Below are 25,967 nucleotides of genomic sequence, written 5' to 3'. Positions count from 1 at the left end.
ACCTTGTTACTTATTTAGCGTTGATATCCAGCAGACCGGCGGCAACAGCCGGAGCAAGGCCAGGAGCCAGCGGCAGACGTGGGATCACCAGGCAGTGCAGCAGGTGATAAATATCCTGCTTGCCGTCCCAGACTTTGGTGGTCACCTTGTTATCGGTGTCTAGCTCCTGCCACCATGAACCGGTCTCGTAATCCATCAGGTAGGTGATGCAGTAATCCCACCATTTCTGGTACCAGGCTTCGTACTGGCTGTCGCCTGTGAGGGTGTACAGGGCGTAGGCGGTACCCATCGCTTCGACTATCGGCCAGCGCACTCTTTCGCGAACGATCGGTTTGCCGTCCCAATCCACCGAATAGACAAAACCGTCTGCGCCGTCCGGTGCCCAGGCGTCGCGGATAGTGGCGTGGAAAAGTCCTTTTGCATCTTCCAGCAGCCAGGCAGGAGGCGTTTCAAAGCGAGCTTCCAGCGCAGCATGCAGATGCAGCATCAGGCGGCCCCACTCGATCCAGTGACCCGGCGTGCCACCGTAGGCGCGGAAACGGTGAGCTGGGTTGTCCTTGTTGTAATCGCGGATTGGGTTCCACTGTGAATCGAAGTGTTCATTGACGCGGTACTCCCCGCTACGGGCCACGTCGTGAATAATCACCGAAGCGATACGCAGTGCGCGATCGAGCCATTTACGGTCATGAGTAACGTCATACACGATCAGGAAAGCCTCGACCGCGTGCATGTTAGCGTTGCCGCCGCGATAATCTTCTGTCTGGCTGAAGGCTTCGTCCCAGGACTCCAGGCACATTTGTTCGTCTTCGCTCCAGAAGTACTTCTCAATCACCTCGATGGCGTCATCCAGCAATTTTCTGGCCTGTGGATGACCGGTAGTGACCGCGCTTGCCGCGCCAAGTAAAACGAAGAAATGCTGATAACCCTGCTTGGAGGCATCCATCACGCCTTCGTCATTGACGCAGGCGTACCAACCGCCGTAGCGTGTGTCGCGTAGCGCGCCGTTCAGCGCCTTAATGCCGTGGTCTACGAGTTGATATGCACCTGGGCGACCCATGGAGGCGGCAACGGAATAGACGTGCAGCATGCGGGCGGTGATCCACAGATGCGTTCCCATATCCGCTCTGACCTGACCACTGTTTCCTAACCAACCAAACCCGGTGGGCACCGCCGCGTTCTTACCAAAGTTAAAGATGCGATCGGTTTCTTGTTCCAGCCAGCGGTTGTGGCTTAAGGTGTTAAACCATTTCATGCTTTGATCCTCTATTAGCGGCGGGCCATCATTTCGTCGACGATATCGCCCAGACGCTGCAACTTCGGTGCGGAAACATCACGCAGCATCAGTTCGGTATCCGGCAGACCCACGACGGATGACCAGACCGCACGCCCGGCCAGGAAGCCGGATGCGCCTGCGGTCATTGCTACGCTGACCGCGCGTGGGAACAGTTTTTCATCCACACCAGAGGAGAGAATGACCCACGGCATGTTGATGTTTTCATTCAGGCGCTGAGAGGCGCTAAGCAATTCCTGTTGGGTTCCTTTGCCGTACAGCGGCATTTCGACCTTGTAGAGATCGGCACCGCTGTCGCCCAGCTCTTTCGCGGCATCGATGATGGCCTGTTCACGGCAGAACTTATCGCCACGACGCGGTGGGCGAACAACCGGCTCGATGATGCTCAGCAGCCCATTGGAATGGCATAGCTCATTGAATTCTTTCACCATGTCCAGACGCTGTTGGGCATCTTCATCGCTACGCCACAGCACCAGCAATTTGAGAGCCTTGGCGCCATCTTGCTTCACAGCCTGCGGGTTGATTTTTTTATCAATCACTACGCTATCGACCGGAATTCCGTTACCCGGAATAAACTCATCAGCGGCCACAATCATGGCGCAGCTTTTGGCTACCGCGTTTTGCTCTACAACCTGGCGGTAGCAGAACTGCTGATCGACCAGAATGGCGGAGGCATAGGGGGACAGGATCTTTGCCGCATTGACTTTGAAATCGGTCAGCACGCTGTCATTGACCGGGGATTTTGCACCCGCAGCGGCAAACATTAAGCGCATGGCTTCGCGCTGATCGACCGCCAGCATGGCAAAACCGCCGGAAGCTCGGGTGATATCTTTCAGGGTGTACTTCGTCATTGTTCAGTCCTTACTTATCTGTGTGTTTATTTAGCCCGGCGGATGCGCGAACCTGTTCAAGAATGGCCGTCCAGTCTTCCCGGCCACGGCCAGCGGCACGTGCCTGGTTATAGACTTCGCGGGAGGCGGCACCGAGCGGCATCGGCACATGTAGTTGGTTGGCAACGTCCAGCGCGATGCCAAGATCCTTGTGAGCTAAATCGATCATGAAGGCCGGGGAAAGATCGCCTTTCAGCACTTTGTTCGGCCAGGAGGTAGTGAAGTGGCCTTTCCCGGCGGGAGTGCCGCTCATGACTTGCAAGGCCACATCGAAGGAGAGGCCGAGCGCTTCGCACAACACGGCGGCTTCAGCAGACAAGGCGTTTAACGCGATGCTCATGTAGTTGTTGATGAGCTTGACGCGAATGCCCATACCGGGGCCGCCTGCGTTGATCAATTCATTACCCATCGCCATCAGAACCGGTGTGGCGCGTTCTACCTGCTGTGCCGTTCCACCTGCCAGCAGCAACAGCGTTCCTGCGATAGCGTGATCGGAGGTACGTCCAACCGGGCAATCCATCATGTCGAAGCCTTTGTCACGCATACCGGCGATCAGTTTGTCGGTTTGCAGTGGGTGAATAGTCGACATATCAATCACTAATGCCTGTGGGGAAAGGCTTTCACAGATACCCTGCTCGCCGAACAGTACGCTGCGCACCAGATCGCCGTTTGGCAGCATTGTGATGACAAATTCTGCCCCTTTTACTGCCTGAGCCGGGCTACTGGCAGGTTGAGCTCCTTTTTCCACCAGGCGCTGAACGGCATCCGGGTTAACGTCAAAGACGCTGAGTTGATGACCCTGCTTCAGCAAGTTGCTCGCCATGGGTGAACCCATCTGACCTAATCCGATAAATGCTATAACTGCCATAACGTTCTCCTGAGACGTGGATGTCATTTTTTGTCATTTAAGGTCGTTTGTTTTTGTCTGTTTTTGATCGTATTTGTAATTTATGGTCAAAAAATTGACAGCCGTCACTTTTTAAACATTTTGTGAAATTAAAATGATCCCATCTTGAAACGCCTAAGGAATGACCATGATTCGTATTGCTTGTGTAGGTATTGCCGTGATGGATCGCATCTATTACGTGGAAGGTTTACCGACCGAAGGAGGTAAGTATGTGGCGAAGCGTTATACGGAAGTGGGCGGCGGGCCTGCTGCAACGGCCGCAGTGGCTGCAGCGAAGCTGGGCGCGCAGGTGGACTTTGTTGGCCGTGTGGGCGATGACGACACCGGAAATAGCCTGCTGGCGGAGCTGGAATCCCTGGGGGTAAACACCCGTTACACCCGGCGCTATGCGGGGGCAAAGTCTTCGCAATCGGCAATTATGGTTGATGCGCAAGGAGAACGGATTATCGTTAACTATCCCAGCCCGGATTTACTGCCGGATGCTGCCTGGCTGAATGAGATCGATTTTTCCCAGTGGGATGTGGTGTTGGCGGATGTTCGCTGGCACGAAGGCGCCAGGCAGGCGTTCACGCTGGCGCGTCGGGCGGGAGTGATGACGGTACTGGATGGTGACGTCACGCCACAAGATATCAGTGAGCTGGTGGCGTTGAGCGATCATGCGGCGTTCTCTGAACCGGGTCTGGCGCGTTTAACCGGGATAAATGATTCTGAAGCTGGACTTAAACAAGCAAAAACGCTCACAAATGGTCATGTCTATGTGACACGAGGGAGCGAAGGCTGTGACTGGATAAAAAATAATACGTTGCAGCATCAATCTGGATTTAAAGTCGATGTTGTGGATACTACGGGAGCTGGGGATGTTTTCCACGGTGCGCTCGCATTCAGCCTGGCTGACGGCGATGCTCCAGAAGAGGCCGTCAGGTTTGCCAGTGGGGTTGCTGCGTTAAAATGCACTCGCCCGGGAGGAAGGTCCGGAATCCCTGACTGTGATCAAACCCGATCTTTTCTGTCACTTTTTGTATAAAATGCCAGGGCAATGGTTTTTCGAGGAAATTTCATGAGTCTTACCGAACTGACCGGTAATCCGCGACACGATCAACTGCTTATGCTGATTAGCGAGCGCGGTTATATGAATATCGACGAGCTGGCGAGCCTGCTGGACGTGTCCACGCAAACTGTGCGTCGTGATATTCGTAAACTCAGCGAGCAGGGATTAATTACGCGTCATCATGGTGGCGCGGGCAGAGCCTCCAGCGTGGTGAATACGGCGTTTGAGCAGCGTGAAGTTTCCTGGACGGAAGAGAAGAAGGCCATCGCGGAAGCGGTGGCTGACTACATTCCCGATGGATCAACGGTGTTTATTACCATTGGCACCACCGTTGAGCAGGTGGCCCGCGCGCTGTTAAACCATAATCATTTGCGCATTATTACCAACAGCCTACGCGTGGCGCACATTCTGTATAACAACCCACGTTTTGAAGTTATGGTACCAGGTGGAACGTTACGCCCGCACAACAGCGGCATCATTGGCCCTTCTGCTTCAGCATTTGTGGCTGATTTTCGGGCCGACTACCTGGTTACCAGCGTTGGCGCGATCGAACATGATGGCGCGCTGCTGGAGTTTGATGTCAATGAAGCCAGCGTAGTGAAAACGATGATGTCCCATTCAAGACACATTCTGCTGGCAGCGGATCATACGAAATATACGGCTTCTGCCGCGGTAGAAATTGGTAACGTGTCTCAGGTGACTGCGCTGTTTACTGATGAATACCCAGGTCCGGCATTGCACAATTTACTCCAGTCACAGCAGGTTGAAATTGTGCAGGTGAGTCCTTCACAGGATGATGCTCTGGCCGTGTAATTCTTCCCAATGATGGCCCGATAACTTCGCAGCCATCACTCTCGCATAGTCAAACTTCTCCTTTCCCGCTACAGTTATTCATCCACGGCGAATAAGGAGAAGGGCATGCTCTATATCTTTGATTTGGGTAATGTGATTGTCGATATCGACTTCAACCGCGTGTTGGGCACATGGAGCGATCTAAGTCGTGTACCGCTGGCTTCGCTAAAGCAAAGTTTCACCATGGGGGAGGCTTTTCACCAGCACGAGCGAGGCGAAATAACGGATGAAGCCTTTGCCGAGGCGCTATGTCATGAGATGGCGCTGCCGCTAAGTTACGAGCAGTTCTCTCACGGCTGGCAGGCCGTTTTTGTCGCCTTGCGCCCTGAGGTCATCGACATCATGCAAAAGCTGCGTGAGCAGGGGCATCGGGTGGTCGTCTTGTCGAATACTAACCGCCTGCACACCACGTTTTGGCCGGATGAATATCCCGAGATCCGTCAGGCTGCTGACCATATTTACCTTTCCCAGGACCTGGGTATGCGTAAACCGGAAGCGCGGATTTACCAGCACGTCCTGCAGTCTGAAGGTTTTTCTGCGCACGATGCGGTCTTTTTTGACGATAACGCCGATAATATTGAAGGGGCTAACCGGTTAGGGATCACCAGTATCCAGGTCGTCGATAAAAAGACCATTCCTGACTATTTCGCGACGTTGTTATGCTAAAAAATGTTCAGCAGCAAGCCAGGCATCATACGCGTCCCGTACGAGACTGGCTGAAGCTATTATGGCAGCGGATTGATGAGGACAACATGACGACGCTGGCAGGGAATCTTGCCTACGTTTCATTGCTCTCATTAGTGCCGCTTATTGCCGTCGTATTTGCGCTTTTCGCCGCATTTCCGATGTTTTCCGACGTCAGTGTCCAGTTACGTCATTTTATTTTCGCAAACTTTATCCCGGCGACGGGAGACGTCATTCAACGTTATATCGAACAGTTTGTCGCCAACTCGAACAAAATGACGGCAGTCGGGGCATGCGGGCTGATTGTCACAGCGTTATTGTTGATGTATGCCATTGATAATGCGTTGAATACTATCTGGCGCAGTAAGCGTACTCGCCCTAAAGTTTACTCTTTCGCCGTCTACTGGATGATTTTAACGCTGGGGCCGCTGTTGGCGGGGGCCAGTCTGGCGATCAGCTCTTATCTGTTGTCATTGCGCTGGGCCAGCGATCTCAACACGGTGATTGATAACGTCCTGCGTATTTTCCCGCTGGTACTTTCCTGGCTCTCGTTCTGGCTGCTTTACAGCATCGTACCGACTACGCGTGTACCCAACCGTGATGCGGTTATTGGTGCCTTTGTGGCTGCTGTGTTGTTCGAAGCCGGAAAGAAAGGATTTGCGCTCTATATCACGATGTTCCCGTCTTATCAGCTCATTTACGGTGTTCTGGCGGTGATCCCCATTTTATTTGTCTGGGTATACTGGACCTGGTGTATCGTCTTGCTAGGCGCGGAAATAACTGTCACTCTCGGGGAATACCGCAAACTTAAACAAGCCGCAAAAGAAGAAGAAGCAGAGCAACCATGATTGCATTAATTCAGCGCGTAACCCGTGCCAGCGTCACCGTGGAGGGCGAGGTGACGGGTGAAATTGGCCCAGGACTTTTGGTCCTGTTAGGTGTCGAAAGGGATGATGACGAACAGAAAGCGAATCGCCTGTGCGAGCGTGTACTCGGTTATCGAATCTTTAGCGATGCCGAAGGTAAAATGAACCTCAACGTGCAGCAGTCAGGCGGCAGCGTGCTGGTGGTTTCACAGTTTACGCTGGCGGCAGATACCGAGCGTGGCATGCGCCCGGGGTTTTCGAAAGGCGCAGCGCCCGAGCGTGCAGAAGCGCTGTATGAGTACTTTGTTGAGCGTTGCCGCCAACAGGAAATGAATACGCAAACTGGTCGATTCGCTGCGGATATGCAGGTTTCACTGGTTAATGATGGCCCGGTGACGTTCTGGTTACAAGTATGAACCAGCTACCGGTATGGCCGCGGACAACAAGAGAGAATACGACTATGTATCACCTTCGAGTACCGCAAACAGAAGAAGAATTGGAGCGCTACTACCAGTTTCGCTGGGAGATGCTGCGTAAACCATTGCACCAGCCAAAAGGCTCCGAACGGGATGCCTGGGACGCGATGGCGCATCACCAGATGGTGGTGGACGAAGAGGGGAATCTGGTTGCGGTAGGGCGTCTGTATATCAATGCGGATAACGAAGCTTCCATACGCTTTATGGCCGTAGACCCCTCCGTGCAAGAGAAAGGGTTGGGCACGCTGATGGCGATGACTCTGGAGTCTGTGGCGCGTCAGGAAGGGGTCAAACGCGTAACCTGTAGTGCCCGTGAAGATGCGGTCGAATTTTTCGCCAAGCTCGGTTTTGTGAGCCAGGGAGAAATCACCACGCCGCAAACCACGCCGGTGCGCCACTTTTTGATGATTAAGCCCATTGCGACGCTGGACGATATTCTCCATCGCGGGGACTGGTGCGGACAGCTACAACAAGCCTGGTACGAACATATTCCATTGAGTGAGAAAATGGGCGTACGCATTCAGCAGTACACTGGGCAGAAATTTATCACCACGATGCCCGAGACAGGCAATCAGAATCCGCACCATACCCTGTTTGCCGGTAGCCTGTTTTCACTGGCTACGCTAACGGGCTGGGGACTTATCTGGCTGATGCTGCGCGAGCGTCATCTGGGTGGGACAATAATCCTGGCCGACGCGCATATCCGATACAGCAGGCCGATCACCGGGAAACCAACTGCTATTGCCGATCTGGGGTCGTTGAGCGGTGACCTCGACCGCCTGGCAAGAGGTCGCAAGGCGCGCGTTCAGATGCAGGTCGGGGTGTTTGGCGATGACACACCGGGCGTCGTGTTTGAAGGTACTTACATTGTGCTACCTGCGAAACCGTTTGGCGCATATGAAGAAGGCGGTAACGAGGAAGAGTAGGTCCTCTGGCTAAAATGTAATGTTGGGTTCATTTGCTGATGTAAAATGCGGATTATGAAAATGCCATAATCCGCATTTTGATAAAAATCGCATGCTGTCGATGATTGTATTGACGGGTATCTTCCTTAATTTCAGAACTCATGAACATCCTTATTGGCCAAGCCGCCAGGCCACATCTCGCATCACATTTCGTGCCGCCGGGCTCACCCCTGCCAACTGGAAAAAACCGTGGATGACGCCGAGATAGCGTTGGCAAGAGCACTCCACGCCTTGCTCCAGGAACCGTTGATACAGGGCTTCACCCTCATCTCGCAGTGGGTCGAATTCGGCAGTAATGATGTGCGTGGGCGGTAAACCGTTGAAGTCTTTGCGCCAGAGTGGGCTGACTTCGGGATGTAATGGATCGGTTTTCGGCATATACATTTCGTAGCCCGAAAGCAGTGTATCGCGAGTGATAATGTAATCCCGTCCATTATGGTCATAGCTCGCAAAGCTGGCGGTTGCGTCCAGCATCGGGTAGATCAGCATAAGCTGTGCAGGTTGCCATTGCCTGGCCGCTTTCAGGCGTAGTGCGGTGACCAGCGCCAGGTGTCCACCTGCGCTGTCGCCAGCAAGCGTAATGTTGTCCCGGTCTACTCCCAGTTTCTGGGCATACTTCCAGATGATATTGGCCCCGGTTTCAGCATCGTTATGTGCTGCCGGGAAGGTATGCTCTGGTGCGAGGCGATACTGCACCGCAATGACCCGACAGCCGCTGTACCTGGCGAGTTGCCTTAGCTGGTTATCATGTGTGGCAAATCCACCGCTGACAAAGCAGCCGCCGTGATAATAGATAACGCAGGGGAGATTTCCCGTGCTGCCCCGCGGCGAAATAACGCGAAATGCCATGGCATCGAGTTCAATATCTTCAGCCTGTACGCGGGTTTCAGTTTCTCCGGCCAGCGCCGTACTGGCAATATAGGCCGCTCTCCGGTCATCAATATTTTGCTCACGGGAAGAAGGGCGTCCCGCCGCGATAAATGCCTCAACTAACTGCGCAATCCCGCTTTCCAGTGCCATTTTTAAATACTCTTATCTGTATGGATATACAGGTTTATAACCTGGATTACTAAGAATGAAAATGGGAAAAATAGGGGTGGGAATGAATCTGGAAAGCGGCTCGCAAAAGTAAAAATCGTTCGCGTGGAGGCTATTTTCTCGCTTTTTTCAGGTGTATGTTGTGTGGAAATTAATCGCTGATGATATACTGGAGGTATATATGAGTATGATGGCTGGGATGGATATGGGCAGAATTTTACTCGATTTATCAGATGAAGTGATTAAACGTCTTGATGATCTCAAGGTGCAGCGCAACCTGCCGCGAGCAGAACTTTTACGGGAGGCCGTTGAACAGTATCTTGAGAGACAGGATCAGGCTGAAACCACAATTTCACGTGCTCTTGGGCTGTGGCAAGGCTGTGAGGAAGATGGTGTTGAATACCAGCGTAAACTCCGTGAGGAATGGTAATGGTCAAAGGATCCGCGCTTTTTGATACCAACATCCTCATCGATCTGTTTAGTGGGAGAAATGAAGCAAAACTAGCGATAGAAACATGGCCGCCGCAGAATGCAATCAGCCTCATTACATGGATGGAGGTGATGGTGGGTGCAAAAAAATACCATCAGGAAGCCCGTACTCGTGTTGCGCTAGGTGCTTTTAACGTGATCGGCGTTTCACAGGATATTGCTGAACGAAGCGTGAGTATCAGACAGGAATATGGGATGAAATTGCCGGATGCCATTATTTTGGCAACAGCACAGATTCATCGTCTTACGCTGGTTACGCGAAATACTAAGGATTTTGCAGGCCTATCCGGTGTGGTCACACCGTATACATTATAACCCGGGCGACTTACGCCGCCCGGTAGTGCGAAGAACTTACTCCCCTTCACCCGGGAACAGGAACGGGTTGATGGAGCTGCGGGCAAAGCCCTCTTGCTCCATGTGCGCGTCCAGCATCAGTGAGGCGAGATCGTCGGCCACGGCTTCGACTTTCGGGTCTTTTTCCTGATAGAGAATCTTCAGGTATGTCCCGCAGTCGCCGCAGCTTTCAGCTTTGATTGCCGCCTGTTCGTTATCCAGTGACCAGTAGTTCAAATCACGGCTCTGCTCGCAGTTGCTGCACTTCACGCGCACCACGTGCCACTCGGTTTCGCACAGGTTACAGTGCAGATAACGCAGACCCTGGGTGGTACCGATTTGCACCATGCTGGAGACCGGCATTGAACCACACACCGGGCAGTACTGACGCTGTTCACCGTATTCCGCACGGGCTTTGCCGGGGATCAGGCTTGCCATCTGCGCCCAGTAGAGCGACAGGGCAGCCCAAATGAACGGTGCTTTGTCGCTGCTGACGGAGGCAAAATCAGAGGCAAACAGCGCGCTGGCCATTAGCTCCAGTTCTTGCTCTGAGGCTTTTTCCAGATTCTCGATCACCGCTAACGCGGGACCGCTCATCTCTGGCTTCAGCTCAGCAATCAACGACTGCAGCAGCTTTTGCCAGTGCTTGTCGCGTGGCAGGACGTGGATATCCAGCGGCGGTTTGCCCTGATCGTTCGCTTCTTTGATGCGCGCGGTCAGATCCATCTGCAGCGGATGGTCGTACAGCACCACTTCCTGCGCGTGGGCGATCAGCGCGGCAAAGCGCAGGTAGTCGCCCAGCGGGTTGTTCTCGGCCAACTCGCGCAGGCGCTCAGCACGGCGGTTATACAAATTTTTGAGTCTGGGGAATAATAACGGCGGAATCATATCCGCCGTGCGTTTCTCGCTCTTCTCCAGCTCATCTTGCGGGATTATGCGAATACTCATTCAGATGACTTTTCCTGTTTCTGGCGGACTTCACGGTACCAGCGCGGGTGATGTTTCTTCGCCCATGAGCTGGTAACCCATCCTTCCACCATCGCGGTAATGGTGCCTTTCACCCAAAGGGCGGCGTAAATGTGCACCATGATAACCACAATTAGCGCTACTGCGGCAAATGAATGCAGCATTAACGCGAATCGGATCACCGGGATTGAGAAAGCAGGTGCAAAATACGGACGCCAGATGACCACTCCGCTCACCAGCAACAGGACCAGGAAGATAATCGCCGCCCAGAATACGCATTTCTGGCCGAAGTTATAACGTCCCGTGTCACCTACTTCCTCGTTGACGACAATCTTACGAATATTCTTCGCCCAAAAGATATCATCCCGATTGATTAGATTGTGGTGCCAGTAACGGAAAAACATGATGATAAACGAGGCAAACATGATCACGCCGACAAACGGGTGCACAATTCGCGCCAGTTGCGGAGTGCCCATGATGTGCATCAGCCAGTTAAAAGACGGGAAGAGAAAGCCCATCCCGCTCACTGCCGCCAGAATGAAGCAGAAGGCAGTGATCCAGTGGTTGATGCGTTCCGGCGCCGTGTAGCGCACGATGGTGTCACGTCGTTTCATTTGCGCACCTCGTCTTTTTCTTCATGCAGGTTGTCTTCTTCCTCTTCCGCGCGGTTCGGGCCTACACCGACGTAGTGGAAGATACTGGCCGCAAATGTCGCTGCAAAGCCGACGGCTGCGAGAGGTTTCCAGATGCCTTTCCAGAATTTCACGGTGGCGCTGATTTCCGGGTTCTCCGGCAGGCCGTGATACAGATTCGGCTTGTCAGCATGGTGCAATACGTACATGACGTGCGTACCGCCAACGCCTGCCGGATCGTACAGACCCGCGTTTTCGTAACCACGCGTTTTCAGCTCCGCCACACGCTCGCCTGCCAGCGTTTTCATCGACTCTTTAGTACCGAAATGAATCGCGCCGGTTGGGCAGGTTTTCACGCAGGCCGGTTCTTGACCGACTACGACACGGTCAACGCACAGCGTACATTTGTAGACGCGGTTGTCTTCCGGGTTGAGGCGCGGCACGTCGAACGGACAGCCTGCGATACAGTAGCCACAGCCGATACACTGCTCGGACTGGAAGTCGACGATACCGTTGGCATACTGAATGATTGCACCTTCAGCCGGACACGCCTTCAGGCAGCCCGGATCGGCACAGTGCATACAGCCATCCTTGCGGATAAGCCACTCCAGTTTGTCGTTCTGTTCCACTTCCGAGAAGCGCATTACCGTCCAGGATTTAGCAGTCAAATCAGCTGGGTTGTCGTACACCCCAACGTTGTTGCCCACTTCATCACGGATGTCGTTCCATTCAGAACACGCCACCTGACACGCTTTACAGCCGATACAGGTGGTGACGTCGATAAGCTTCGCCACCTCTTCCTGATGGTCCCGCGCCTGAGGCGCGGGGGTGAAACCGTTAGTGGCGGAACGACGAATGATGTCTTGCGATTGATAAGCCATAGGTCGTCTCCGTTACACCTTTTCCACGTTCACGAGGAAGGACTTAAATTCCGGCGTCTGCGTGTTCGCATCACCGACGAATGGCGTTAACGTGTTAGCGATAAAGCCTTTTTTCGCCACACCTTCGTAGCCCCAGTGAATCGGAATACCGATGGTGTCGATATCCTGACCGTTGGCCTTCAGCGTGCGAATACGTTTAGTCACCACTGCTTTGGCTTTAATGTAGCCGCGGTTAGAGGAGACTTTGACGGTATCGCCATGAGAGATACCGAGCTTATTCGCCAGCTTCTCGCCAATTTCCACAAACTGTTCCGGCTGTGCGATGGCATTGAGCAGCGCATGCTTGGTCCAGTAGTGGAAGTGCTCGGTCAGACGATAGGTCGTACCGACGTACGGGAATTTATCTGCTTTACCCAGTGCTTCCGCGTCACCTTTAAAGATGCGCGCGGCAGGGTTAGAGATGACGTTCGGGTGCAGCGGGTTAGTCCCCAGCGGCGTTTCAAACGGCTCGTAGTGTTCCGGGAACGGACCTTCCGCCATCTTATCGATAGCAAACAGGCGTCCCATCCCTTCCGGCTGCATGATGAACGGCCCAACGTTGCTGCCAGGTGCGGCGGCGCTGTAGTCCGGAATATCCATCCCGCTCCATTTCGCTCCATCCCATTTCAGGATCTGACGTTTTGGATCCCACGGATTCCCCTGCGGATCAGCGGAAGCGCGGTTATACAGAATGCGTCGGTTAAGCGGCCACGCCCATGCCCAGCCCAGCGTGTTGCCAAGGCCTGATGGGTCGGCGTTATCACGACGTGCCATCTGGTTGCCTTCCGGCGTCCAGCTACCGGCAAAAATCCAGCAGCCGCTGGAAGTGGTGCCATCGTCACGCAGTTGGGCGAACGAGCTAAGCTGTTGGCCTTTCTTGACGATGACTGCACCTGTTGCCGGGTCGGTAATGTCGGCCAGCGCTTTACCGTTGCTCTCCATCGCCACTTCTTCCGAAGCCGGTTCGTGTGGTGTGGAGTAGTTCCAGGTCATGCTCAGCACCTGTTCCGGGTTCGCGCCACCCTGCTCGGCATACATCTTGCGCATGCGCAGGAAGATACCGGCGAGGATTTCACCATCGGTAACGGCAATCCCCGGGGCATCCGCGCCTTTCCAGTGCCACTGCAGCCAGCGACCGGAGTTAACGATAGAACCGTTCTCTTCGGCGAAGCAGGTGGACGGCAGACGGAATACTTCGGTCTGGATTTTCGACGGGTCAACATCGTTCGACTCACCGTGGTTCTGCCAGAAGGTAGACGTTTCGGTGTTGAGTGGGTCAATGGTGACCAGGAATTTCAGTTTGGACAGTGAAGCCACGACCTTGTTTTTATTCGGGAATGACGCGACCGGGTTAAAGCCCTGGCAGATATAGCCATTCACTTTGCCCTGGTTCATCATCTCGAAGTACTGCAGCACGTCGTACCCTTTATCCCACTTCGGCAGCAAGTCGAAGCCCCAGCTGTTTTCCGCTGTCGCTTTATCGCCAAAGAAGGCTTTCATCATCGAAACGAAGAATTTCGGGTAGTTACCCCAGTAGTTCACCTGACCTTCCAGCAACGGTTTTGGCGTGTTGGCGGCAAGGTAGGTTTGCAGGTCAGTCTGTTTTTCGCTCGGCAGCGTCATATAGCCAGGCAGGCTTTGTGACAGCAGGCCTAAGTCGGTCAGACCCTGAATGTTGGAGTGGCCGCGCAGGGCGTTAACACCGCCGCCGGCCATCCCCATGTTGCCAAGCAGCAACTGGATCATCGCCATGGTACGGATGTTCTGCGCACCTACGGAGTGTTGTGTCCAGCCAAGGGCGTACAGGAACGACGCGGTTTTATCTTTGGCACTGGTTTCTGCGATGTACTCACAGACCTTCAGGAAGTCAGCCTTTGGCGTACCGCAGATATTTTCTACAACGTCCGGCGTATAGCGGGAGACGTGCTGTTTCAGCAGGTTCCACACGCAGCGCGGGTGTTGCAGGGTGACATCGCGTTTGGCGAAGCCTTGTTCATCCAGCTCGTAGTTCCAGCTGGTTTTGTCATACTTGCGTTTGTCCGCGTCGTAGCCAGTGAACAGGCCATCTTCGAAACCGTAATCCTCACGCACGATAAGGCTGGCGTTGGTATAGGCTTCAGTGTATTCGCGGTTGAATTTTTCGTTGTTCAGCAGGTACAGCAAGACGCCTGACAGGAAAGCAATGTCAGTACCGGAACGAATCGGCGCATAGAAATCAGCCACCGCTGCGGTTCGCGTAAAGCGCGGATCGATCACAATCAGCTTCGCGCCGTTGTGAATTTTAGCTTCCATCGCCCAGCGGAATCCGACCGGGTGGGCTTCAGCGGCGTTACCGCCCATCACCACAACGAGGTTGGCGTTTTTAATGTCGACCCAGTGGTTGGTCATCGCACCGCGACCAAATGTTGGAGCAAGACTTGCTACCGTTGGTCCGTGTCAGACGCGTGCCTGGTTGTCGACCGCGAGCATACCGAGCGCGCGGGAGAATTTTTGCGTTAAATAGCCGGTTTCGTTACTGGAAGCGGAAGCACACAGCATCCCAGTGGAAAGCCAACGGTTAACGGTTACGCCTTCGGCGTTTTGTGCAACGTAGTTTGCGTCGCGGTCTTCTTTCATCAGCTTAGCGATGCGGTCAAATGCCTCATCCCAGCTAATCTGTTGCCACTTATCAGAGCCTGGTGCGCGGTATTCCGGGAATTTCAGGCGACTTTCGGAGTGGATGAAGTCCACAAGTCCTGCCCCTTTCGGGCACAACGCGCCACGGTTCACCGGGTGATCCGGGTCCCCTTCGATATGGAAGATGGATGCTTTGGCGTTTTTTGCTCCGTCACCGAGACTGTACATTAACAGTCCACAGCCAACGGAACAGTAAGTGCAGGTGTTACGGGTTTCGCGGGTACGCAGCAGTTTATATTGCCGTGTTTCCGCGAGCGCTACGCCGGGTGCAAAACCCAGTGCCGCTGCCGTGGTGCCTGCCATACCGCCAGCGCAGATCTTAAAGAACTGCCTTCTGCTGACCTGCATGGTTTGCTCCTTTTTCGACATTGTCACGTTCCCTTCACTTTTCCGTTACTCGAGCGTGAGGGAAGTGGTTGTTATTTTTCTTTGCGGACGGGACCGCAAAGGTCCAGAATTGGGTGAATTTCCCTCCGTCCAGGAGGGGTTTGTAAAGAATACCACAATGTTGGTATGCGTGTTCCAATATGGTTAAAAGAAAGTGAATAAGATTATTCGAGAAAACATCAAAAATGTGACGACTTTGACAGGATCGCGCCAGTTGACCCTCTGGAAACGCGAGGATTTGCAACATCCTCAGCCGGATGTCGTCGCTGAAGAAGTACCGGTTGCGCTGGTTTACAACGGGATTTCGCACGTGGTAATGATGGCGTCACCGAAAGATCTTGAGCACTTTGCGATGGGCTTTTCACTTTCTGAAGGCATTATTGAGCGCCCACAGGATATCTACGCAATGGAAGTGGTTCCTTCCTGTAACGGATTAGAAGTGCAGGTTGAGCTGTCCAGTCGTCGATTTATGGGGCTGAAGGAGCGTCGTCGCGCGCTGGCCGGTCGCACCGGTTGCGGCGTTTGTGGCGTGGAGCAGCTCAATGACATTGGCAAGCCAGTCCAGCCGCTGCCGTTTACCCAGACATTCGATCTGGCGAATCTCGATCACGCTTTACGCCATCTCAATAATTTTCAACCCGTGGGGCAACTGACAGGCTGCACACACGCGGCTGCCTGGGTACAGCCGTCAGGTCATCTGGCGGGCGGGCATGAAGATGTTGGGCGTCATGTTGCGCTGGATAAACTGCTGGGGCGACGCGCAATCGAAGGGGAAACCTGGCAACAGGGCGCGGTATTAGTCTCCAGCCGCGCCAGCTACGAGATGGTGCAGAAGTCGGCGATGTGCGGCGTGGAGATTCTGTTTGCTGTGTCTGCGGCGACAACGCTGGCGGTAGAAGTTGCCGAGCGCTGTAACCTGACGCTGGTGGGTTTTTGCAAACCGGGCAGGGCGACGATTTATACGCATCCACAGCGTCTGGTCGCGCGGTGACGCCACCAGGCGGCCAGAATACTGCCTGAAAATGCTAGTTCCATGATTACGGCAACCGGCGAGCCAACAATCACATTGTTCAGTAGCCAACACAGGCTTCCGCACAATGTGTATCCCCGTAATTTTCCGCTGCGTTTTTGAAACGACGCAAAAGTCATCAACAGGCTTCCCATCAGCGACAAAATACTCGACAGATTTTGCCAAAGATCAATGCTACACAGCAGCGATCCCAGCATATATCCCCACATCACCCAGCGGTGAAACGTGATGATGGCCGTCGCATAGCGGCAAGCGGCAATGATCATTAGCCCAGCCGCAGCGTGTTGATCCAAAAGATAGAAATGGATAGCTAACAGGGAAGTAGAGCCGGTGAGCAGCGTTAAAGTGATAGCCCGGCGTTGAAAATGAAAAGCGGAAATATCCAGTAAGAAGCTGATGCCAGCCAGCATCTGAGAGAGAAGAAATGCGTTCATTGTGGTCGCCATCGATTAAAGAGTGACGGGACAATAATCGACGCATCAACGTAAGGCGTTAACCTTTGTTAAGACGCTGGCGAATACGGGACAGGCTAACGGGGGTAATGCCGATATAGTTGGCGAGATCGCGCTGAGTGAGCTGCGACTCCCAGTCCGGGAAGTGTGTTTGTACGTACTGGTAGCGTTGCTCTGGGGTATTGAGCAGCAGCATTTGCTCTTTTTTCTCTTTGTAGATCAATTGCTGGACCAGTAGCTGGGTCTTAATCTCCTGATTTTCCGGTGCATTCAGCAACGCCAAGGGGATTTCAGTGGTTTCTCCAGCGGCGATCATTTGCAGACTGTAATCGGCAGGCGTGTTAGTTAGCCAGTTCAGGTACAGAAAGCAGTATTCTCCGGCAAAGTAGAATTCTTTAACCCTTTCAATGCCGTTGTCCGCGTGATAAACCGCACGAGCAACACCATGATGCAAAAGATGAATTTTACTTTGTGGTTCACCTTGACGAAGTAACCAACTACCTGCCGGTTGCGTTTTTCTACGGCTGCCAGCAAGCCATTGTGATTCCTGATTACGTGACACTTTATCTCTCAAATAATTTGAATAAGACTGGCAAATCCTTCCGCTTTTAGTTGTGCGATGTGAGGGCTATTATTTATCACATCAAGGCACGGTGCCTTACTCAAACAACTAAGTTAAAGGGTTTATATCATGAAAAGCATCAAAACTTTTGTCGCAGTTATCGCTCTGGCTACTTCTTTCGGTTCTTTCGCTGCTCAGACAGTTACTGCAACCGGTTCTACGCTGGAAAGTGCTGAAGCAAAAATTGCCGCCCAGGCTGAACGTGCAGGCGCCAGCGATTATAAAATCACTCAGGCTTACACCGGTAACCGCGTGCACATGACTGCTGAACTGCTGAAATAAGATACCTCAGTACTGTCGAAAGAGCGCCCTTGAGGCGCTTTTTTCATTTCGGATATTTACTGCCTGAGCAATGCAATAAACGCTTCATATCCGGTCAATCCCGCAATAGTATCAGCCTGATGGCTGCTCAGTACGCTGGATAAATAACTGAAGATTTTTAGTTCATGCCGCGCCTCGGCGGCGGCACAGGCGATCAGGACATGACTGACGGGTTCGTTATTCACCAAAATGGGCTGTGCGAGGGTGATAAAGAAACCGCGGAAACGACGCTCCTGTTCGCTCCAGCAATGAGGAATCGCCAGGCGGTTCACTATCAAGTTTTCACCTTCATGCTCCCGGGCGCAAATGCGTAGCGCTTCGTCCTCAGTGATATGGCCCTGGGCCACAAGCTGGCCGCAGATCCGACCGATGATGCTCTGCCAGCTTTCGGCCTTCATATTGGCGTAATGGAAGCAGCCCTGCTGTAAAAAGAAACGTTCGGGCTGCTGGCGGATAAAGGCCGTCGCAAGGAAGTGTTTGATCTGCTCGGTACCCGCTGCGGTGATAATATTCTTGATGGTTAAGGTGTTTTTTAGAGATTCATCAAGCAGATAGTGACTATTGTTGACGATTAACAGCGGGGTGACTTCTTCGCTGATGGCGCTGACTTCACTTGTATTTCGCGCAATGATCACCCGACAATTCAGGACATCCCGCTCAATAGCCTGTTGGTTGATGGTGGCGATAGCATTCTGGTCGGATAATAAAATGACCGGCTGACGCTCGTTTTGATGCCGCTCCAGCGCACAGGCGAAGTAAAGCCCGATGAGATCGCTATCGAACAACGGGATATCCAGTTTTTCGCGCAACAGGGCGATAAAACGCAAACTCAAATCGAAAGCGGCAGGCCAGGTAGACTTCAGGTTATGCATACTGCTCTGGCGATGCTCCGGTACCCAAACCGGGGCAGAGACGCATCTCAACAGGTGGCCAGTAATATTTTCAACCAGTTGGGCATCGATAACGTTCAACGCGGCAATGCCGGGAACGCTTTTTAACAAGCAGGTCACCGCATCGGCCGAGATGGTCATTGCCTGACGTTGCCTGATTTCCAGAAGACCGATCAGGGTTCTGAAAGCGTTTTCGCCCAGGTAGACTCCTCCTTGTTCCACCGCATTTTTCAGTGATATATACCGACACTCCGGCCACGATCCGGTGAGCTGATTACGCAGGGCGTAGACTGCCAGCACCAGACTTGCCAGGTACTCTCCCGAGATGAACGGGAATTCATCAAGTTTTTCACATGCAGTGTTGAGCCTGTCGATGTTGTCTCGGGTAATACCTGGCAGTGGAATTAAGAGTGGATCTTTTTTAAGCAGATTTGCCAGCAGGATTATGCGTTTTTCTTCTGGTTCATCAATGAAATGACCGACGCCCGGGCGGCTGGCAAGACAAAAGGCGCGCTCATAGCGCTGTTTCAAACGCGGGAGACGTTCTGCCACCCAGGTTTCAGGTAAATTGAGTGCTGAAGCCAGCTGTACGCGGGGTGTAAAGGTATTAAGCAGAAGAAAGGCCAGCAACCGGTCATCATTATCATGGCGTTGCAGAAGCTGAAAATAACCGCGTCTGTCGACGATATCCAGTTGATAACCCGCGTTGCCGCCAGGCTGAATACGAGCCTTACCGCTGAGGGTAAAATTGAGGTAATCAATATCGCGCAGGATGGTTCGACTCGAAACGCCAGTTTGTCGCGCCAGCTCGCCCAACGGACACGGCTGCTGTTCAAGAATATCCACAATTTTTAACTGGCGTTCCGATAACATTAATTCACCTGGAGAAAGTCGGTGAAGGATTTCACTTTTTCTGCCGTCAGCGAGCTCAGCAGCTCGCGCACCAGCGTAAACAGCGCGTCGTAATCTGCTGCGGAAATCATGCCGCTGTTGGCGTGGAGATAGCGTGTCGGCAGGCAGAGTGCCGCCACCGGACGACCCCCTCCCATAACGTTATAGCGTCCGCCGTCCGTCGCCCCGGTTTTCATGGTGCAGAACTGCAAAGGCGCATCGCTGTTTTTGGCACACGCTTTTAACGCGGCGACCAGCTGTTGATTGGGAAAATAGCGCTTATCGAACAGCATCAGGCCAGGGCCATCGCCAAGCTTGAGCGGGTATTTGATGGCGTCGATTCCGGGCACATCGCCCGCAACTGCGGTATCCAGCACTATCACCACGTCGGGCTTGATATGCTCGGCCGAGGTTTGCGCTCCGCGTAGCCCGACCTCTTCTTCCACGCTGCCCACGCCGTACAGGGTAATGTCAGGGTTATCGACGGTTTGTAACAGCTCAGCCATCAGCGCGCAGCCGACGCGGTTATCCAACGCTTTACCGACGATCTTATCTTCGCCCCAGCGAGCGAAATTGGCTTCCGGGCTAATGAAGTCACCGATCGCAATCCCGTATTTTTCTACTTCTTCGTGGCTGTTAGCGCCAATATCGATAAACATCTCGTCAAAGGTCAGCGGCTGCTGTTTCTGCTTTTCCGTCAACGCGTGCGGAGCGACGGAGCCGATAATACCAGGGATTTTAAATCCCTTGCGTGTGCGAATGGTGACCCGGTGGTTCAGCATCGACTGGCTCCACCAACCACCAATGGTGGTGAAGCGCAAAAATCCGCTCTCGTCGATATGCGTGACCATAAAGCCGACTTCATCCATATGGCCGACAACCGCCACCTTCGGCCCGCGGTTGCCTTTGCGGGCGACAAAGCTACCGAGGCCGTCGAAGGTGATTTCATCGACGCTGGATTCCAACGCGTTAATGAGAAGAGTACGAACTTCCTGTTCATCGCCGCTGACGGCGCTGGCTTCGCATAACTGCTGAAGTAACTCAATGTTCATGGGCAAGCTCCTGCTGCGCGGCTTTACGTTTCAGCCACAACCCTTTCAGGATAATAATTAACGAAATGTTCAGTGCCAGACCGATAGCCAGCACCAGGTAAAATGATCCCGCCGGAGACATCAGGCCAATCAGCGGATCAAAGATACCTAAACCCGGCGCGAGGCGTTTGATTCCAAAGGCGATAACCAGCATGCCGGTAACGCCACCGGAGAGCGTATTGGCGGTAATCATCGGCAGCGGCGCGGCCAGTGCGTAGGGGATGGCCGGCTCGGTGGCGACGGTGGCGCCGACGACAATCGCACTGCTGGCGGCGGCTTTTTCCTGTTGGGTAAACAGTTTTGGTGCGATATAGGTGGCAATGCCCGCCGCGACGGGCGGCATCAGGGCTACCACCCCGACGATGGCGTACCAGTCATAGATATGCTTCTCCAGCAGCGAGAAGCAAAAGAACCAGGCGGTTTTGTTGATTGGCCCGCCCATATCAAACGCCAGCATCGCGCCAACGAGGAAAGCCGCGCCCATTTTCATAGACGGCGGAATGGTATTCAGGAAGTGCAGAAGACCGCCCATAATGTCGGACATCACCGGGCCGATGACGTAGTAAGTCAGTACGCCGAACACCAGTAAAGTGACAAACGGGATCAGCATAGAACCAAGCAGTGGCTGTAGCGCTTTGCCGAGGCGAACCTTGCGAAACCAAAGGACAAAGTAGCCAATTGCCAGCCCGAGTACGACCGCGCCGAGAAATCCTGCGCCGGACTGCGTACCCAGCAGGCCTTTATCGTTCGCCAGATAACACACCAGAAATGCTGGGGCAAAAGCGGGTTTATCGGCAATCGACCAGGCAATATATGCCCCCATAATCGGGATCATAAAGGTAAAGCCCAGATAGCCGATCGATTCAACAATCCAGGTGAACGACGGCGCGCCTTTCGACATATCGGTGTAGGGCAAACCGAACTGCACCAGCATATTGGCGATGGCGACCAGAACACCGCCGCCGATAACAAACGGCAGCGCGGCGGAAACGCCCGCCATCAGGTGGCTCATTACGCTACCGTGCTGGACCTCCTGTTTTCCCAGTTTCACGCTGCTATCGGCGGCGAAAAGTTGGGAATGCGTCGGTAACTGCGTAAAAATCAGGTCGATATTTTTTAGCGCCTGGGAAATGGCGATTTCATAGACTTTTTTCCCGGCAAAACGTGCCCGGTCTTCGCCGCTCAGACCGCGACCGGTGGCCAGAATGACATAATCGGCAGCGGCAATCTCTTCATTGCTCAGGCGGTTTTCGACGCCGCTTGAGCCCTGGGTTTCGACTTTAATCGTGTGGCCGAGCGAGCACGCTTTTTGCTCCAGCGCCTCTGCCACCATATAAGTGTGGGCGATCCCCGCCGGACAGTTGGTGATCGCCACTAAACGTAAGGATGACTCCATAGCCGCGTCCTTATGAGGTTAAGGTCTGATTAAGCAGGGCGAGCACCTGGCTGGCGTCACCTTGCTTCAGTTGATCGATGAAATCCTGATGAATGATTTTGCGGCACAGGGTGCCGATGATTTTGACCTGATCGTCCTCGCCGGTTTGCGGCACGCCGAGGCAGATCCAGCAGTTGACGTCCTCGCCGTCGCTGGCTTTCCAGTCCACGTTTTCTGACTTGCGCGCGAACAACACAAAGGGCTGCCTGATGCAGGCGCTCTTACCGTGCGGGACGGCAATACCCGAGCCAAAGCCGGTGGAATGCAGCTTTTCGCGCAGCAATAGCGTTTGCAGGAAAATGCTGCGATCGGAGACATAGCCATTCTGAAACGCCATATCTGCCAGTTGCTTGAGGATGGCATACACGCTATTCCCCTGAATATTCAGGTCAATGCAGTTAACTGTAAGGGTTGTCATGTGGGGGGCTCTGTTAAAACTATTTGATTTGATTCTAACGGCGAGATGGCGAAGAGATGAGCGGCAATATGTCAGCGTGGAATGACAATTTGGGGCCGAGTTAGCGCGTGGTTTTGTGGGGTAAAACACACAACGCTACAGGCGATTACCCTGATGAATATTTCGCCAGGGTAATTATTTTTTTAGTGTATTCCCGCCATCCTTAACAATGCGGTCACCACCGCGGCGGCAACGATCACCACGATTAGCGGCAGCTTGCGCCAGGCGAGAAATACCGCGAAGCCAACCCCAAGAACCCGCGCCATACCGGCAAAGTGTTCGCCTTCGTAAAAGGTGGTCGCCAGCGCAACGGAGAACAGTAATACCGTTGCGGCGTCGGAAAGCAGCGCCTGCGAGCGTTCCGAGAACGCTAAACGACCCCCAAGCTTCGCTCCGCCTAAACGCATTAAATAGGTTCCCAGAGATAAGATGGCGATACCGACGATAAACAGCGTCATGTTGCCCATTATTTTTTCCTCGTCAGTAAGCCAAACAGTGAGAGCAAAACCGGTAAACCGACCGGCGCAAAGGGGATGGCGGCAAGCGACAACCCGGCACCGCTGCAGGCGCGAATCAGCGTGGTGCGGTTTTTAAAGGCCGGAACCACTAAGGCCAATAAAATTGCAGGGAAGACGGCATCCAGACCGATGGTTTCCGGGGCGGGGAGCAGTTTGCCGACGCCCGCGCCGATCAATGTGCCAACAGGCCAGAAAATAGCGACGCCCAGACCGCACAGCCAATAGGCTGCTTTACGTTGTTCGGGTGTTTTTTGCGACAGGCCGAATACTACGCTTTCGTCGTTCATGATATGACAGCCGAGGAAACTCGCAGCCCGGGAGCCCACAAGATCGCGCACCGTGACGCCAAACGGGACGTGTCGTGCGTTGACCAGTAAACCGGCAGCCGCAGCCGCCAGTGGGTTACCGCCGCTGGCGACGATGCCGATAAACATAAACTCGGATGCACCCGCCAGCACGGTAATAGAGAGCACAAACGGTACCCACAGCGGGAAGCCGTAGGCCATTGCCAGCGAGCCGTATGACATGCCGACTACGCCGACAGCCAGACAGACTAAAAATATTGCTTTTATTGTGTCGCCTTTGAGACTGGAAAAATAATGTTTCATACCATTTTAGCCATATCGAACGAATTTCCATTATAATGAACGCGACCAGTTAATATTACAAGTCGAACGATTCGTTCGATATAAAGAACACGGAGTCGTGAATGACCCAGCCCATCAGTATGATCGCGAAAAGCCTGGTGCGTGAACGTCAGCGCACCGGCTTGTCATTGGCAGAGATTGCCCGTCGCGCAGGGATTGCAAAATCGACACTCTCGCAATTGGAAGCGGGCAATGGCAATCCTAGCCTGGAAACGCTCTGGTCGCTGTGTGTGGCGTTGGATATTCCCTTTGCGCGCCTGCTGGAGCCGCAGGAACAAAAAACGCAGGTGATTCGCCGCGGCGAAGGAACAAAAGTTGTGGCTGAGCAGGCCCACTATCAGGCCATTTTACTGGCCGCCTGCCCACCGGGGGCACGGCGGGATATCTATCTGCTGCTGACGCAGCCGGGTGCGGATCGGATTTCACAGCCGCATCCGCCGGGATCGGTTGAACACATCATCGTGACGCAGGGTAAGGCGATGGTGGGATTGACGGAAGCACCGGAGGAGTTAGGCGAGGGCGACTATATTTGTTACCCCGCTGACCAGGCGCATATCTTTAAAGCGCTGGAGCCTGACACCCAGGCGATTCTGGTTTCTGAGCAGAACTAGCTGTTATGTTGCGTTGTGCCGGATGCGGCGCGTTTGCGCCATATCCGGCCTACAAGACTACTGCAAATAAAACACTTCTTTTAGCTCTGCGCTGACCGGACTGTTGTCTGGGTTGGTCGGCATTACGTCGCGCATATGCTTCCACCAACGTTGGCAAACGTCGGTGCTGGCAACGGCATTCCAGCGTTCTTCGGACTCAATCTCAACGGTGGCGAACAGCAGATTGCGCGTCTGATCGAGATAAATCGCGTAGTGATGGGCGCCGTGTGCTTTCAGCACTGTTTCCAGTTCTGGCCAGATGGGGTTATGACGACGCTGGTACTCAACGTGCGCGTCGGCATTCACCTGCATTATAAAGGCCTTGCGAATCATAACGCCTCCAGATACAGCTCGCGGACCTCGTCGCGGCTGGCGGTGCGCGGGTTGCACGGCGCACACGGATCGGCCAACGCTTTATCCAGCCAGCCCTCAATATCCTCTTTCGTCACGCCAAGTGAACTAAAGCCCGCAGGAATACCGACACGCTTGCTGAGTGCACGAATCGCGTTGATGGCCTCCATACTTGCCGCTTCATCGCTCATGTCACGGGTATCGACGCCCATCGCCTGCGCCACGCGGGCAAAGCGCGCCACGGCGTTTGGACGGTTAAAGTTTTCGATTACCGGCAGCAGGATGGCGTTGCAGACGCCGTGTGGCAGATTATGGGTTGCGCCCGGCTGGTGCGCCAGCGCATGCACCAGACCGAGACCAGCGCTGTTAAAGGCCATCCCCGCCAGATACTGACCAAACGCCATTTGCTCACGAGCGTCGAGATTATGACCGTCGTCGACCGCTTTTGGTAGCCACAGGTTGATCAGGCGAATCGCTTCCAGCGCGTTAGCGTCGGTGAGCGGATGCGCACCAACGGAAACATAGGCTTCCACCGCGTGGGTTAAGGCGTCCATACCGGTTGCGGCGGTGACGGATGCCGGGATGTCCAGCATGACGCTGGCGTCATCCACGGCGATATCCGGGATGATATTCGGGTCGATGATCACCTCTTTGACCTTACGGGCAGAGTCGATAATGACCGCGTTGCTGGTCATCTCTGCTGCCGTTCCGGCGGTGGTATTGATGGCGACCAGCGGTACACCTGCATTTTTCACTTTGCCTACGCCGGAGTAAGCGGTAGAAGGGCCGGGGTTGGCGGTCAGGATCTTCACCGCTTTAGCGGTATCGATCGGGCTACCGCCACCGAAGGCAATAATGTAGTCACATTTGGCGTCCTGATACGCCGCGAAACCTTTCTGCACCAGCTCTTCCGTCGGGTTTGGAAACACCTCATCAAACAGGTGGTAAGACATCTGATGTTCATCCAGCGCGGCAAACAGGCTATCCAGCAGGCCCAGCTTTACCAGTTGACCATCGGTGACGATCAGCGCTTTGCCCCATTGTTTATTCGCCACGAGGTTCGCCATATCGGCAATCGCGCCGGCGCCATGCAGGCTAATTTTTGGCAGTGCCAACATAAAGCTCATCACTATTCTCCTTAAAAAAATTCCCTGGTGCCCGATGGCGCTACACTTATCGGGCCTACGGTGAA

At 53.8% G+C, this 25,967-nt stretch carries 29 protein-coding genes; 11 read left to right on the top strand and 18 right to left on the bottom strand.

Translation table 11 applies throughout. The features are described 5' to 3' along the window. Positions 1 to 10 precede the first annotated feature (10 nt). Genes yihS through yihU form a run of 3 tightly spaced genes read right to left on the bottom strand, consistent with a single transcriptional unit; the run spans position 11 to position 3,049 of the window. Positions 11 to 1,252: a sulfoquinovose isomerase gene (yihS, locus tag SK34_RS22545; protein WP_003028654.1), complete on the bottom strand. Its 1,242-nt coding sequence runs from the start codon at positions 1,250 to 1,252 to the stop codon at positions 11 to 13. Between the two features lie 14 nt (positions 1,253 to 1,266). Further along, positions 1,267 to 2,142 (bottom strand): sulfofructosephosphate aldolase, encoded by an 876-nt coding sequence (gene yihT, locus SK34_RS22540; protein WP_003028656.1) that lies wholly within the window; start codon positions 2,140 to 2,142, stop codon positions 1,267 to 1,269. Between the two features lie 10 nt (positions 2,143 to 2,152). After that, complete coding sequence (gene yihU, locus SK34_RS22535; RefSeq protein ID WP_048234232.1) at positions 2,153 to 3,049, bottom strand: sulfolactaldehyde 3-reductase; 897 nt, start codon at positions 3,047 to 3,049, stop codon at positions 2,153 to 2,155. Positions 3,050 to 3,215: 166 nt separating this feature from the next. Between yihU and SK34_RS22530 the strand changes: the two genes are divergently transcribed. From SK34_RS22530 to fabY, 6 genes are all read left to right on the top strand, one after another. Next, on the top strand, positions 3,216 to 4,112 hold the full coding sequence (locus SK34_RS22530; RefSeq protein ID WP_048234230.1) for a sugar kinase: 897 nt from the start codon (positions 3,216 to 3,218) through the stop codon (positions 4,110 to 4,112). Between the two features lie 33 nt (positions 4,113 to 4,145). Then, complete coding sequence (locus SK34_RS22525; protein WP_048234228.1) at positions 4,146 to 4,949, top strand: DeoR/GlpR family DNA-binding transcription regulator; 804 nt, start codon at positions 4,146 to 4,148, stop codon at positions 4,947 to 4,949. A gap of 105 nt (positions 4,950 to 5,054) precedes the next feature. Then, a complete protein-coding gene (yihX, locus tag SK34_RS22520; protein WP_016151258.1) occupies positions 5,055 to 5,654 on the top strand; it encodes a glucose-1-phosphatase in 600 nt (199 codons plus the stop codon). Then, the gene (locus SK34_RS22515; RefSeq protein ID WP_003028669.1) at positions 5,648 to 6,520 is read left to right on the top strand and encodes a virulence factor BrkB family protein; all 873 of its coding nucleotides are present in this window, start codon (positions 5,648 to 5,650) and stop codon (positions 6,518 to 6,520) included. The genes yihX and SK34_RS22515 overlap by 7 nt, the downstream gene beginning before the upstream one ends. Further along, a complete protein-coding gene (gene dtd, locus SK34_RS22510) occupies positions 6,517 to 6,954 on the top strand; it encodes a D-aminoacyl-tRNA deacylase (RefSeq protein WP_003028671.1) in 438 nt (145 codons plus the stop codon). The genes SK34_RS22515 and dtd overlap by 4 nt, the downstream gene beginning before the upstream one ends. Positions 6,955 to 6,998: 44 nt before the next feature. Beyond that, positions 6,999 to 7,940: a fatty acid biosynthesis protein FabY gene (gene fabY / locus SK34_RS22505; RefSeq protein ID WP_003825286.1), complete on the top strand. Its 942-nt coding sequence runs from the start codon at positions 6,999 to 7,001 to the stop codon at positions 7,938 to 7,940. Between the two features lie 150 nt (positions 7,941 to 8,090). Here fabY and SK34_RS22500 read toward each other — a convergent pair whose 3' ends face one another. Then, the gene (locus SK34_RS22500; protein WP_048234226.1) at positions 8,091 to 8,999 is read right to left on the bottom strand and encodes an alpha/beta hydrolase; all 909 of its coding nucleotides are present in this window, start codon (positions 8,997 to 8,999) and stop codon (positions 8,091 to 8,093) included. A 205-nt stretch (positions 9,000 to 9,204) separates the two neighbouring features. On the opposite strand from SK34_RS22500, the gene SK34_RS22495 reads away from it, so the two are divergent. After that, a complete protein-coding gene (locus SK34_RS22495; RefSeq protein WP_043018956.1) occupies positions 9,205 to 9,447 on the top strand; it encodes a ribbon-helix-helix domain-containing protein in 243 nt (80 codons plus the stop codon). Further along, positions 9,447 to 9,821: a type II toxin-antitoxin system VapC family toxin gene (locus SK34_RS22490; RefSeq protein ID WP_003028682.1), complete on the top strand. Its 375-nt coding sequence runs from the start codon at positions 9,447 to 9,449 to the stop codon at positions 9,819 to 9,821. Before SK34_RS22495 ends, SK34_RS22490 begins: the two co-directional genes overlap by 1 nt. A gap of 36 nt (positions 9,822 to 9,857) precedes the next feature. Here the strand turns inward: SK34_RS22490 and fdhE are convergent, their stop codons facing one another. Genes fdhE through fdnG form a run of 4 tightly spaced genes read right to left on the bottom strand, consistent with a single transcriptional unit; the run spans position 9,858 to position 15,381 of the window. Continuing rightward, positions 9,858 to 10,787, bottom strand: coding sequence for a formate dehydrogenase accessory protein FdhE (fdhE, locus tag SK34_RS22485; RefSeq protein ID WP_003028685.1), 930 nt, complete (start codon positions 10,785 to 10,787; stop codon positions 9,858 to 9,860). Next, on the bottom strand, positions 10,784 to 11,419 hold the full coding sequence (gene fdoI, locus SK34_RS22480) for a formate dehydrogenase cytochrome b556 subunit (protein WP_003028686.1): 636 nt from the start codon (positions 11,417 to 11,419) through the stop codon (positions 10,784 to 10,786). Before fdoI ends, fdhE begins: the two co-directional genes overlap by 4 nt. Then, positions 11,416 to 12,318, bottom strand: a complete 903-nt coding sequence (gene fdoH / locus SK34_RS22475; RefSeq protein ID WP_003028691.1) for a formate dehydrogenase O subunit beta — start codon at positions 12,316 to 12,318, stop codon at positions 11,416 to 11,418. The genes fdoI and fdoH overlap by 4 nt, the downstream gene beginning before the upstream one ends. A gap of 12 nt (positions 12,319 to 12,330) precedes the next feature. After that, positions 12,331 to 15,381 carry a formate dehydrogenase-N subunit alpha gene (gene fdnG / locus SK34_RS22470; RefSeq protein WP_101739994.1) on the bottom strand — a complete coding sequence of 1,017 codons (3,051 nt, stop codon included), beginning with the start codon at positions 15,379 to 15,381 and terminating at the stop codon, positions 12,331 to 12,333. 193 nt (positions 15,382 to 15,574) lie between these two features. Between fdnG and fdhD the strand changes: the two genes are divergently transcribed. Then, positions 15,575 to 16,411 (top strand): formate dehydrogenase accessory sulfurtransferase FdhD, encoded by an 837-nt coding sequence (gene fdhD / locus SK34_RS22460; protein WP_075262656.1) that lies wholly within the window; start codon positions 15,575 to 15,577, stop codon positions 16,409 to 16,411. On the opposite strand, the gene SK34_RS22455 is transcribed toward fdhD, so the two are convergent. Together SK34_RS22455 and SK34_RS22450 are read right to left on the bottom strand one after the other, a co-directional pair. After that, positions 16,378 to 16,884, bottom strand: a complete 507-nt coding sequence (locus SK34_RS22455; protein ID WP_048234220.1) for a YgjV family protein — start codon at positions 16,882 to 16,884, stop codon at positions 16,378 to 16,380. The two genes, fdhD and SK34_RS22455, sit on opposite strands and share 34 nt — an antisense overlap. 58 nt (positions 16,885 to 16,942) lie before the next feature. Beyond that, positions 16,943 to 17,464 (bottom strand): Crp/Fnr family transcriptional regulator, encoded by a 522-nt coding sequence (locus SK34_RS22450; protein ID WP_048234217.1) that lies wholly within the window; start codon positions 17,462 to 17,464, stop codon positions 16,943 to 16,945. Between the two features lie 129 nt (positions 17,465 to 17,593). Here SK34_RS22450 and SK34_RS22445 point away from each other — a divergent pair, with 129 nt between their 5' ends. Continuing rightward, positions 17,594 to 17,806: a YdgH/BhsA/McbA family protein gene (locus SK34_RS22445; protein ID WP_003825262.1), complete on the top strand. Its 213-nt coding sequence runs from the start codon at positions 17,594 to 17,596 to the stop codon at positions 17,804 to 17,806. A 56-nt stretch (positions 17,807 to 17,862) separates the two neighbouring features. Here the strand turns inward: SK34_RS22445 and SK34_RS22440 are convergent, their stop codons facing one another. The 6 genes from SK34_RS22440 to SK34_RS22415 all read right to left on the bottom strand — a co-directional run bounded on the left by SK34_RS22440 (position 17,863) and on the right by SK34_RS22415 (position 23,735). Then, on the bottom strand, positions 17,863 to 19,608 hold the full coding sequence (locus SK34_RS22440; protein ID WP_048234215.1) for a putative frv operon regulatory protein: 1,746 nt from the start codon (positions 19,606 to 19,608) through the stop codon (positions 17,863 to 17,865). Next, a complete protein-coding gene (locus SK34_RS22435; RefSeq protein ID WP_003847889.1) occupies positions 19,608 to 20,678 on the bottom strand; it encodes an aminopeptidase in 1,071 nt (356 codons plus the stop codon). Before SK34_RS22435 ends, SK34_RS22440 begins: the two co-directional genes overlap by 1 nt. Further along, positions 20,668 to 22,113, bottom strand: coding sequence for a PTS fructose-like transporter subunit IIBC (locus SK34_RS22430; RefSeq protein ID WP_048234214.1), 1,446 nt, complete (start codon positions 22,111 to 22,113; stop codon positions 20,668 to 20,670). Before SK34_RS22430 ends, SK34_RS22435 begins: the two co-directional genes overlap by 11 nt. A 10-nt stretch (positions 22,114 to 22,123) precedes the next feature. Then, positions 22,124 to 22,570 carry a PTS fructose transporter subunit IIA gene (locus SK34_RS22425; protein WP_048234213.1) on the bottom strand — a complete coding sequence of 149 codons (447 nt, stop codon included), beginning with the start codon at positions 22,568 to 22,570 and terminating at the stop codon, positions 22,124 to 22,126. Between the two features lie 182 nt (positions 22,571 to 22,752). Further along, entirely contained in the window at positions 22,753 to 23,076 is a 324-nt protein-coding gene (locus tag SK34_RS22420) for an AzlD domain-containing protein (protein WP_048234211.1), read from the bottom strand. Continuing rightward, positions 23,076 to 23,735 carry an AzlC family ABC transporter permease gene (locus tag SK34_RS22415; RefSeq protein WP_016151262.1) on the bottom strand — a complete coding sequence of 220 codons (660 nt, stop codon included), beginning with the start codon at positions 23,733 to 23,735 and terminating at the stop codon, positions 23,076 to 23,078. Before SK34_RS22415 ends, SK34_RS22420 begins: the two co-directional genes overlap by 1 nt. Before the next feature lie 101 nt (positions 23,736 to 23,836). Between SK34_RS22415 and SK34_RS22410 the strand changes: the two genes are divergently transcribed. Then, positions 23,837 to 24,385, top strand: coding sequence for a helix-turn-helix domain-containing protein (locus SK34_RS22410; protein ID WP_003028726.1), 549 nt, complete (start codon positions 23,837 to 23,839; stop codon positions 24,383 to 24,385). A gap of 57 nt (positions 24,386 to 24,442) precedes the next feature. Here SK34_RS22410 and rhaM read toward each other — a convergent pair whose 3' ends face one another. Further along, positions 24,443 to 24,757 (bottom strand): L-rhamnose mutarotase, encoded by a 315-nt coding sequence (gene rhaM, locus SK34_RS22405; RefSeq protein ID WP_048234209.1) that lies wholly within the window; start codon positions 24,755 to 24,757, stop codon positions 24,443 to 24,445. Then, positions 24,754 to 25,902, bottom strand: a complete 1,149-nt coding sequence (fucO, locus tag SK34_RS22400) for a lactaldehyde reductase (RefSeq protein ID WP_003847880.1) — start codon at positions 25,900 to 25,902, stop codon at positions 24,754 to 24,756. Before fucO ends, rhaM begins: the two co-directional genes overlap by 4 nt. Between the last annotated feature and the right edge of the window lie 65 nt (positions 25,903 to 25,967).

The organism is Citrobacter sp. MGH104 (genome assembly GCF_001034485.1).
In the GTDB taxonomy this organism is placed as follows: domain Bacteria; phylum Pseudomonadota; class Gammaproteobacteria; order Enterobacterales; family Enterobacteriaceae; genus Citrobacter; species Citrobacter freundii.
This window is presented reverse-complemented; position numbering and strand designations above follow the sequence as displayed.